Raw genomic sequence first — 6,974 nt, 5'->3', positions numbered from 1 at the left:
GGCGTCCCGCCCGTCATGAGTGGACGGGCGGGACGCCCATCCCACAATAACAATTAAAATTGTAAGTTATTTAATTCACGATCCTCACTGGCGCTAACATATCTAAATGTAGGGTGCGCCGAGGCACACCTTACCCTAATTTTAAATAGAATCGAAAATCGAAAATTCTGTCACCGTTCTAAAAATCATCATCAGGGCCCTCATCAGGGCCCTCATCCGAGTTCCGATCGCGACGCACAAGTTCAGAAGGAGGCCTATCGTTACTCCATGCCCACCACACGGAATCGCACTGGCAGCGGTAAAATTCTTGCCATTTGCGACGGTTGAACTCGGTATATACTGGCGATCGACGATTAATCCAGACCTCAGTGGCATTCGTGCAGCTAGCGCCGCACTTGGGGCAGCAAAACTCATTAGCGTGAACCGCCGTCGCAGTCCATTCAGGAGGATGTGGAGCAAAAGCTTCCATGTGTTAGAGTTTCTATCTAAACTGCTGGTAATTACGGCAAATCAAGGCTTGCAAAAGATCCGCAGAGTTCGGAATGACCTAAGCAATGACATAAGTACGCTGTTGAGTGCGTAATTCATCTGCCCGTTATTTTTTTTAGCATTTGCCGTCAGATGAATAGTATAACTGATGTGGTGCAAGCCGTCGATCGGCATTCTCAGCTATTTCAAGGACTAAGCTCATGTCTATCTACAATCTTATCTCGTTTCTGGGCATCTTTGGCCTGTGTGCGATCGCCTGGGTTTTCTCAGAAAATCGCAAAGTTCAGTATATACCTTGGCGCGTCATCATCTGGGGCATTGGCCTGCAATTAGTCTTAGGATTTTTAGTATTCCTGTTCCCCCCAACTCGCATCGCCCTAGAGTGGTTTACTAGCTTACTGGATGGAGTATTCACCGCTGCTGACGCTGGAGCGAGATTTGTATTCGGGAGCAATGTTGTACCCATACCTGGTAAAGAGCCGGCAGTTAATTTAGGATATATTTTTGCCTTTAGAGCTTTACCGACAGTCATCTTTTTTTCTGGCCTCATGGCCTTGCTATACAACATCGGCGTGATTCAAATTATCACCGAACTTTTTGCCAAAATATTTTATACGACAATGCGCTTGAGTGGCGCCGAAGCCCTCAGCGGCGCGGCCAATATTTTCGTAGGAATTGAAGCGGCAATTGTCGTCAAGCCATATTTGCCAAAAATGACTCGTTCCGAACTTTGTGCAATCCTCTCTTGCTGTTTTGGGACTGCCGCTTCTTCAACATTAGCAATTTACGTTAGTTTTCTAAAGCCTGTTTTTCCAAATATTTTAGGACACTTAGTTTCAGCCTCAATTATCGCCATTCCCGCTTGTTTTGTCCTCTCCAAAATCTTAGTACCAGAAACAGACACACCCCTGACAATGGGCGGCATTCCCAAGGAAGAACGGAAGCCTAAAGGCCGCGAGTTTGTGGGCGAAGAAATTTCCGAAATGGACGGCGAAGCGATGCCACAAGAGACAGTTGGAGGAGAACCCATCGAACGAGTCAGCCCTCTCGATGCAGCGATAATTGGTGCATTGGACGGTGTAAAAATGGCAGTAGCCATTGCCGCTGTTTTGATTTTAATCTTGGGCCTAGTTTCCTTAATCAATCAATTCTTTGGTTGGCTGGCAATTTTGCCCGGCCCCATTGGTGACTTGTTCAAAGTTGTCACCTTAGCAAACATTATGGGATTTTTATTTTATCCCCTGACGCTATTAACAGGAGTGTCCATTGACGACTCTTGGGAAGCATCAGTAATCATCGGACGGCGACTGTTAGAAACAGCAATTCCGCCCTATCAAAGTTTAGCAGAAGCATCGGCAAAAGGACTGGTGAGCGATCGTACAGTTTTAATTGTCAGTTACGCCCTTTCCGGCTTCGCCCACTTAGCCTCCGTCGGCATATTTGTCGGCGGTACGATCGCCCTAATTCCATCCCGCCGCAAAGACATTTCCGAACTCGGTTGGAAAGCATTATTTGTCGGCACCTTAGCCACAATGATGATCGCTTGCATCGCCGGCACCTTCGACACCGGAGACGCCAGCATTTTAGGCGCTAAAACAGCCCCTGTTGCCCCGCTAACAGCCCCTGAATCTCTAAAATCACCGCCATCCCCAGCCGCGAATTCAAAGCCGTCAGTTGCCCCAGCAATTGCCAGTCCGAAGCCTTCGGCTAATACCCAAAAAGCGTCTCCCAGAGCTCAAGAATCTCCCTCTCCCGCATCCAAGAAAAACCCTTAATAATCTTCTATTGACTTGTAGGGGCGGGTTTTTCCAACAATATTTAACTCCCGTTAAAAATCTACAGAAACCCGCCCCCGCACAACCAATAACCTACATCAACTTTGCTTTCGATAAAACAAGTTAGGAACGGACTCTGACCCAAGAAACCGGGTTTTTCATCAAATCTGTGGTTGTCACAAAGTATGCTCGCAAAAACCCGGTTTCTGGCCACCCGTGCATCAGATTGCGATTTGCCCTTGGGTGAGTGAGGGCCGGTTTTAGAGATTGTAGGTTTTAGACAATTATGGTTGGTGAACCCGCCCCTACAAGCCCCTGATGGATGTTGTTGTTTTTTATGCCGATGCAAGCAATTCCCAATTCCCAATTCCCAAAATTTATGAATCCCGAACCAGAAATTCGCCGCCTGTTAGATGTGATGCCCGCTTCCGGCCGCATGACGTGTAAAATCATTAATAAACCCCAACAATCAACGGTAATTGACTGCGATTTTCCTTTGCCTTGGAATCAATCTCGCCCGATTTATATTAATTTTGATTTGTGGCGGCTGCTATCTAAGCCGGAGCGGGATTTACTAATCTTGCGGAATGTCAGTTTTCTGTGCAATGTTAAGTGGTTTAAACCGGATATTTATCAAGGTGCGGCTGTGGCGGGAATTGTCGGGACTGTTGTAGAATTGTTGCAGGGAGATGCGATCGGCACTGCGATCGCGGGCGGTTTGACAGGACTCGCCATGACTCGAATTTGGCGCGACAACCGCAGTTCCCAAGTAGAGTTAGATGCTGACGAAGGGGCGATTAGAGTAGCGGGAAGGCGTGGTTACAACGAAGCAGAAGCGGCCGGACATTTACTTGGGGCGATCGAGGCTGTGGCGCAAATTGAAGGGCGCAGTTTGGATTTTAATGAGTTGATTCGGTGTCAAAACTTAAAGGCGATATCGGGTATTTCGGCGGTGGGCGTGCCCGATAGTGTGAGGAAAGATTAAAAACTTGCTCCTTCCTACCATAAGAATATAGAAATGTCGGCTTTACCAAATCATCGCTCTAATAATTACTTCACCTCAGACTATTTGGATCGACTCCTAACTCCCGCAATTTTTGTGCTAATCTGTTCACCTGTTCTTCAGGAGTCAGATAACGTTTTCCCTCTGCGTCGTACCAATACAGCCACTCCCTCGTCACCCCAGAATAATTTCCCCTTTCACAACCAATTCCTAAACCTATTTCGGGCATCCAAACAGGATGTCCCGACTGTAATTCATACTTCCCATTAACTAACTTATGTACTTCCAATCGGGGTTTGCGACGGCGGCGAGATGAATAGATAATGTAATAAAGCACGCCTAAATCTTGATATTCCTCCAACTTTGTGGTGTATTCCTTGCGATACTTTTTGGAAACGACTTCCAGTACCAAAGTTGGGACAACCTTTTCATCCCACAGAACGTAACTGGGACGCAATTCTTCATCGTAAAACCTTTCTACTCCTAAACTCAAGAAACCGTCGGGGACAATTGGAGCTTTTTCAGGGTGATAATAGATACCCATATCTATGCCAAAAAACCAGTCCATGCGTTCTGCCCAAATTATGAGCAATACCGCTTTTAGCAACCCCGGTATTAGTTCTTGAAGTTCGTTATCCACAGGCGTTTCGTCAGAATCTGGCAGTTCATCGGCTGAGGGCAAGTACCTCGGTAAGTTGTAATTTAACATTGCAGTTTTTCCCAAAACTTACATCAATTATAGCGTGGTTGTTTGTCGATCGACCCTATATAACGTTTTTTATTGCTCGCCATTCATGATAACCGCCTAATTTTAATACCTAATTTAAACGCCTAATTTGAGCGTTTAAATAAATAATTTACTACTGTACAAATATCATATTAAGATTTGTAAATAATTTAGTGTTGTATTTATTTGTGGTCTAAGATAACGTCATTGCTCAACTAGATATAGTTTTCGATCACCGCAGAGCGATCGAGAAAAAATCATCAATTAGGACGCATATTGATTGCAGTAGCTCGATGCTCGATCGCGCTCGCAATCTCGTGCAAGTCTGTCACATTCCTATGGGCAAACATACCCAATTTACAATACAGCCATGAACACCCCAGAAACTGCGAATGCCTGGATTATTTACCGACTGCTGCCCAACTTTCAGCGCTTACCTGTCGCGCAATTTCGCAGCCGCAGCGAAGCAGAATCTTCCCTGAAAGTCATCCGGCAAATGCTACCCAATACCGAATTAATACTTGCTTTCGAGGTTGGGCCAGAAAGTCCAACTACCGAACTCAATCAGCCCCCTGCTAAAAAGCCAAACTTGCAAACTTCAGTTAACCGAGAACTCTTGAAACTTTTCATTATCAGTTCTCGCCCTGTTGTTTCCCGCGTCATTCATTCTTTTCACCGCGATAATTTTGCCTGCGTTTCTGACTGGAGTCCGCTTGTCCCAACTCAGAATCCAGGTGAAGTGATGAGCGTCTTAATTAAACATTTGGCCGCTGACTCTTAGTTTGCCACCCCTTGATGATTCGGCGGTTGAAACCGCTCCTTGTCAAACGAAGTCTGCCTCCGCAGACTAAGAAATAAAGGGGGGTATTTAAGTCGGATTTGGTATTAGTCCTCTTTGAGAGGACTTTAGCTTTGAGGCAGGGGTTTCAACCCCTGCCGGACTGCGGTTGTAAGGCTAACTCTATATCCTCTACTTCTTGAGTCATAAATTTATCACTATCTCTCCCCAGTCATCGAACCTTAGCTGCGGGCGATCGCCAAATCAGGAACAATGATAAACTTGATATTCATACCCATCCACCGCAGGCAAATCGCGCGATTCAACCTGACATTTTTGTGCTTCTAGATTCACAGGTGCGCGAAAATTAACCAACCACAAATCTAGCGGCCGTTCTAATTGACTGAGTGTTTTGTCAAGTGTCCCTGCCGCTATTTCTGGTGCATCCCTTCTCTGATTAGCCAAAAGAAACAGCGGAGAATCAAAGGCTTTAACTTCTTCTTTCTTCCTAACATCCCTTACATCCGTTACATCCGCTACAAAATCCGTTGCCGAACTTCTTTCCCATTCCCACCCTATCCCCATCAACTCTCCTATTTCTACATGAGTATTTTGAGTAGTAGCAATTAACACGGGAACTTTCGATAATTCGCGGATAATCGGAATTAAAAGGTCTGGTTTGTAATATTTGCGATAGCCGAGATTGGAATTTACTGTGACACCGCTAAAAAAACCCATTGCTAAAATTAGCAGAACTGCTTTTTTGCCAGGAACTTCGATCGCCCGTAAATTAAACCATTGACTTTTTGCTGTAGGTGTGTTAAAAATAACCGCCAAGGTTGCTCCTAAAAGCAATATCACCCCCGGAAAGTAGACGAAATTGTATCGTGCGCCGCGAGTTAGGTCAATCCCTAGAATATATGCAAAGCTGAAAAATTGGAAAATTGCTCCTAGCACAAATCCGCCGAAAATAACAGTACCTAAACGAGTATCGGGCGTTTTTAAGGAATTTTTAAGAGCGCCTCGCAGCAGGGGAAGCACTAATATAAAAAATATTGTCATGGCGATCGCCGATACAACTACTACTGCCAAATTTGGCGATTCCACCGGCAGCAGAGAGATGACAGTGATCCATCCAGCTAAAGCTTGAAAAATCGGATTAACCCAACTTAAAAATGTGCGATCGCCGCTGACAATCCAATTAGTTAATTCGCTGCCGTACTTGTTTGACAAAAATACCGGCAACCACACTAAACCGCCAGTTAAAGTACCTATCGCTACCGCGAAAAGCCGCCAGATGATTTGAAATTGCCAAATATTGGGCTGGTGGCTGTTGTCAATTGGCAAATTTCCATTAAAATCCTGCCACATTACAGCAATTAATGCTATTGCTTCGGCACACAAAGTCAGTACAAAAAAGTAGTGAACCGCAATTCCCAAACAGTTAACAACCACCCAAAGCAGCACCGCCCAAATAGGCAGGGGCGCGCGCTGTTGCAGCTTTTTTGCAGCTAAGACGAGGCAAAAAAGAGAGGCAATAACTAATAAGATTCCTAAAGTGTAATGCCGAGCTTCTTGAGCGAGATAAATGCCGTAGGGAGAAACTGCCATCATCGCGGCCGCACATTGACCGACTAAACGCGAAGTAAAAGCAAACTTGCCTAAAAAGTAAATAGCGGGAACTGAAATCACACCCAATAATGCAGGAAGAGCGCGCCCAATCCAAACTAAACTATCCTCAGAAAGCCCAAACAACCGCATCCACCAATGAGCGAGCATAAAATATACTGGTGGATGGTTGCTTTCTAGTAGCAAATTGCGGAGCACGTCGGCGGTGTCAGCATCGGGGCGCAATTGCAGCGGTTGTAATAATGTAGAAAGCTCGATCGCGCGATCGAGCGGCACACCGCGAAAACTGTTGCCCAAACTAAATACTAGAGTCGAAAACTCGTCTGTCCATAGCGGTTTCGAGTCCAAATTGGCAAAGCGCAAAATCAAGGCGATCGCCGTCCACAGAAATAGCAACAACAGTTGTTTGTTCTTAATCATTAATTCAGTCAATCGATTTTAGATTTTAGATTTTAGATTTTAGATTTTAGACTTCGGCGTGCAGTTCGACAAGCTCACCGTCCGCGCTAGAGGAGAACGATTTTAGATTTTAGAATTGAAGCATTGAAGCATTGACTTGCGCGAGATAAATCC

General features: G+C 45.3%; 6 protein-coding genes. 3 read left to right on the top strand and 3 right to left on the bottom strand.

Features of this window, described 5'->3' with window-relative positions:
* Positions 1-178: 178 nt before the first annotated feature.
* Positions 179-469 carry a hypothetical protein gene (locus QUA88_RS18885; RefSeq protein ID WP_333273129.1) on the bottom strand — a complete coding sequence of 97 codons (291 nt, stop codon included), beginning with the start codon at positions 467-469 and terminating at the stop codon, positions 179-181.
* Positions 470-689: 220 nt separating this feature from the next.
* Between QUA88_RS18885 and QUA88_RS18880 the strand changes: the two genes are divergently transcribed.
* A complete protein-coding gene (locus tag QUA88_RS18880) occupies positions 690-2,264 on the top strand; it encodes a nucleoside transporter C-terminal domain-containing protein (protein WP_333273126.1) in 1,575 nt (524 codons plus the stop codon).
* Positions 2,265-2,643: 379 nt separating this feature from the next.
* Positions 2,644-3,249 carry a DUF3318 domain-containing protein gene (locus QUA88_RS18875; protein ID WP_333273132.1) on the top strand — a complete coding sequence of 202 codons (606 nt, stop codon included), beginning with the start codon at positions 2,644-2,646 and terminating at the stop codon, positions 3,247-3,249.
* Between the two features lie 70 nt (positions 3,250-3,319).
* Here QUA88_RS18875 and QUA88_RS18870 read toward each other — a convergent pair whose 3' ends face one another.
* Entirely contained in the window at positions 3,320-3,976 is a 657-nt protein-coding gene (locus tag QUA88_RS18870) for a Uma2 family endonuclease (protein ID WP_333212031.1), read from the bottom strand.
* Between the two features lie 388 nt (positions 3,977-4,364).
* Between QUA88_RS18870 and QUA88_RS18865 the strand changes: the two genes are divergently transcribed.
* Entirely contained in the window at positions 4,365-4,775 is a 411-nt protein-coding gene (locus QUA88_RS18865; protein ID WP_333232281.1) for a hypothetical protein, read from the top strand.
* A 261-nt stretch (positions 4,776-5,036) separates the two neighbouring features.
* Here the strand turns inward: QUA88_RS18865 and QUA88_RS18860 are convergent, their stop codons facing one another.
* Positions 5,037-6,833 carry a glycosyltransferase family 39 protein gene (locus QUA88_RS18860; RefSeq protein ID WP_333273123.1) on the bottom strand — a complete coding sequence of 599 codons (1,797 nt, stop codon included), beginning with the start codon at positions 6,831-6,833 and terminating at the stop codon, positions 5,037-5,039.
* Positions 6,834-6,974 lie beyond the last annotated feature (141 nt).

It is taken from the genome of Microcoleus sp. D3_18_C2 (assembly GCF_036702395.1).
In the GTDB taxonomy this organism is placed as follows: domain Bacteria; phylum Cyanobacteriota; class Cyanobacteriia; order Cyanobacteriales; family Microcoleaceae; genus Microcoleus.
Note: the sequence above shows the minus strand (reverse complement) of the source record. Positions and strands in the feature narration are given on the sequence as shown.